This is a genomic window from Streptomyces sp. NPDC005574 (genome assembly GCF_040605435.1).
Classification (GTDB): Bacteria; Actinomycetota; Actinomycetes; order Streptomycetales; family Streptomycetaceae; genus Streptomyces.
Genome location: NZ_JBEXCW010000242.1, coordinates 1 through 2,777 on the forward strand (window position 1 = coordinate 1; position 2,777 = coordinate 2,777).

1 protein-coding gene and 2 pseudogenes are annotated in these 2,777 nt (G+C 64.7%); 1 reads left to right on the forward strand and 2 read right to left on the reverse strand.

Translation table 11 applies throughout. The annotated features are described in order from the left end of the window. Both ABZT03_RS43610 and ABZT03_RS43615 read right to left on the reverse strand, forming a co-directional pair. Window positions 1-147 (reverse strand): annotated as a pseudogene (locus ABZT03_RS43610) (ISAzo13 family transposase); the annotation flags it as partial. A gap of 55 nt (window positions 148-202) precedes the next feature. Next, window positions 203-1,043, reverse strand: a pseudogene (locus tag ABZT03_RS43615) (IS256 family transposase); the annotation flags it as partial. Window positions 1,044-1,414: 371 nt separating this feature from the next. On the opposite strand from ABZT03_RS43615, the gene ABZT03_RS43620 reads away from it, so the two are divergent. Further along, on the forward strand, window positions 1,415-2,359 hold the full coding sequence (locus ABZT03_RS43620) for a hypothetical protein (RefSeq protein ID WP_356049791.1): 945 nt from the start codon (window positions 1,415-1,417) through the stop codon (window positions 2,357-2,359). Window positions 2,360-2,777: the final 418 nt, after the last annotated feature.

Below are 2,777 nucleotides of genomic sequence, written 5' to 3' on the forward strand. Positions count from 1 at the left end.
TATCCGTGCAATCAGGCCAACGCCTCCGTGGCCGAGAAGCCGGGCCTCGGTCGCCAGCGCCAGACGTCGCTGACGCTCGTTCAGGTGCGGGAGCACAACATCGAACCGCCGCGACAACTGGCTGCGGACCTCGTCGGATATGCGCATACCACATCAACGACATCGCATCCGGGAAGCAACGCGTTGTTCTTTGACGGCTTCGGTGGACCACGCAGGTCTGGACGGTAGTGAGGGGCCAGACGGCCTCGACCGCGTCGGGCAGGCCCTTGAGCCCGTCGCAGACCAGCATGAGGACGTCGTTGACACCGCGATTCTTGATCTCGGTGAGGATGTGCATCCAGTGCTTGGCGCCCTCGCCGCCGTCGCCGGCCCACAGCCCGAGGATGTCCCGACGGCCCTCAAACAGTGACCGCCAGGGCCACGTAAATGGGCCTGTTGGCAACCGCCCCGTCGCGGATCTTCACGTGGACAGCGTCAATGAAGATCACGGGATAGAGGGAGTCGAGCGGCCGGTTCTGCCATTCGGCCATGCCGTCGAGGACCTTGTCGGTGATCGTGGAGATCGTCTGGCGGGACACCTCGGCTCCATAGACCTCGGCCAGGTGGGCCTGGACCTCGCCGGTCGTCAGGCCCTTCGCCGCGAGCGAGATGACCATCTCGTCCACGCCGGACAGACGCTTCTGCCGCTTCTTGACGATCTTCGGCTCGAAGCTGCCTTCCCGGTCGCGAGGCACGGCTATCTCGACCGGGCCGACGTCGGTGAGCACGGTCTTGGCGCGGGTGCCGTTGCGTGAGTTGCCGCCGTTCTTCCCGGCCGGATCGTGCTTGTCATAGCCGAGGTGGTTGGTGATCTCACCCTCGAGAGCGGACTCCAGGAGCCGCTTGGTCAGCTGCTGGAGGAGCCCGCCCTCGCCGGTCAGCTGAAGGTCCTCGGCCTGAGCCCGGCCCACCAGCTCGTCAATCAGCCGGTCGTCCACAGACTTCGTCGACGCCGCCTCAGACGGCTCGACGGGTTCGGCCTCGGTCACGTTGTCGCTGGTCATCGATGCATCTTCCATGATCGGGAGTTACACCGAACGTTTTACAGTCCCCCGCACTCCGGCAGAGGTCTACGCTGACCTCCTGAACAGCGGTGATGCGCCGACCGCTTGAGCTCGCCGTTTACACATATCGGCGTCGGAGCAGGCGAGTTGGCGGGGCTGGCCTGCCCCAGTTCCATGGTCTGGCACGGGCGTTGAGCTGGTCGGTCGCCAGGGTCGTGGCGGATGTGATGTCGTCGGGGTTGGCGAAGGACCGGCCGGCGAGGGCGGCCGTGCGGAGCGTCATCACCGTTTCCCATTTGATGATCGAACGCCACGTACATGAGTAGCGATGACGGAAGATCGACTTGAGGCTCACGCCATAGGCTCGGAAGATGACCGGTTCCCTGCCCCCTGCCGAATGCATGTTCGCCGAGGAGTTGTTGGCCGAAGGATGCGGTGGTTCGAACGCGCTCGATGTGCGGGACCAGGCTCGCGGCGTCTTCAAAGCGGTGCACGCCGGGGCGACGATCACCCCCGATGACGTCGGCAACTTGGCCGACATGCTCGGAGACCGGCAGGCATTCGTCAATGAGCCGACCGAGCCCGTCCATCTCCGTGAGGAGAATCGCCGCTACATCACGGCTGCACTGCTGATCCACGCATGCCGCACGGATGATCCGGACCTTGTACGACGACTCCGGCAAGTGGCGCCGTCCGAGGTCCACCGCATCGACCTTCCCCTCCCGCTATCGACACCCTGCCTGCTCTCACTCTTCGCCGGCCTCGATCAAGATGAACGGGCCGTTCGTGACGCCGCCATGCGCATGGCCCGCAACATCCATCGGCAGACCGACATCACACCGATTCTCGACATCATCATTGGCGAGCTGGCTTCCCCGGAGCACGGCCGCGGCTGGCGCAGGGCCGCTCCCGCCGACGGCGCCCGCTGGGCGCTGGTCTACTACAGCCTTGACACCACCGATTTCGACGGCCTGTGCGAGCAGGTCGAGGCGGCGATCGATCCGTCCGCGCCGACTCAGAACGCGTTGCGGACGCTGGCCGCCCTATTTGCGGTTAGCGAACAGTTCGACCGGGTGAGCGGCCTTGTCGGACTGGCAAAAACCAGGGCTCCGGTCATCGGTGGGATCCACGACGCCGTCTGCGGGATCGCGTGGAACTTGGAGCATGCGCGACATGTGCCAAGTACCGACTTCCCCTTCACCGAGGCCGTCACCGTCGCCGAGGGACTGGCCACCAACGCCGGCCACCGCAAACAGGTCGAGGCCATCCGCAGCCGGCATCACCGCCTGCGAGGGAAAACCAGAGCGGCTGTGTGAATCGGGACGAGAGATGAGAGCGCAGAAGATGGCGACACTCGCAGTGACCGGCCACAGCAACATCACCGAGCCAAGCACACCGGTGATCAGAAAAGCTCGGCTGCCGCCCCTCCAGCACCTTGTCGGCGACCGTGGAGCTGGTCTGCTTGGACACCTCCGCCCCGTACACCTCGGCCAGATGCGACTCGGACGGGCTCACGATTCATGGCTTTCCCAGCAAAGCGATAATCGCGCACAGGCCGAACGCAGATTTGCTCGAACGTTACGGCAGCTGTAGATAGCTCTGCCAGTGTTCATCGCGGCTGGTCAGTGTCTTGATGGGGGGTGGGTGCGGGCATGCCTACGGCCGTCCCGATCATGACGTGGTGTGACCCAAGATCAAAACGAGGCGGCCGCTTCGGCGACGGTAGACCACGAA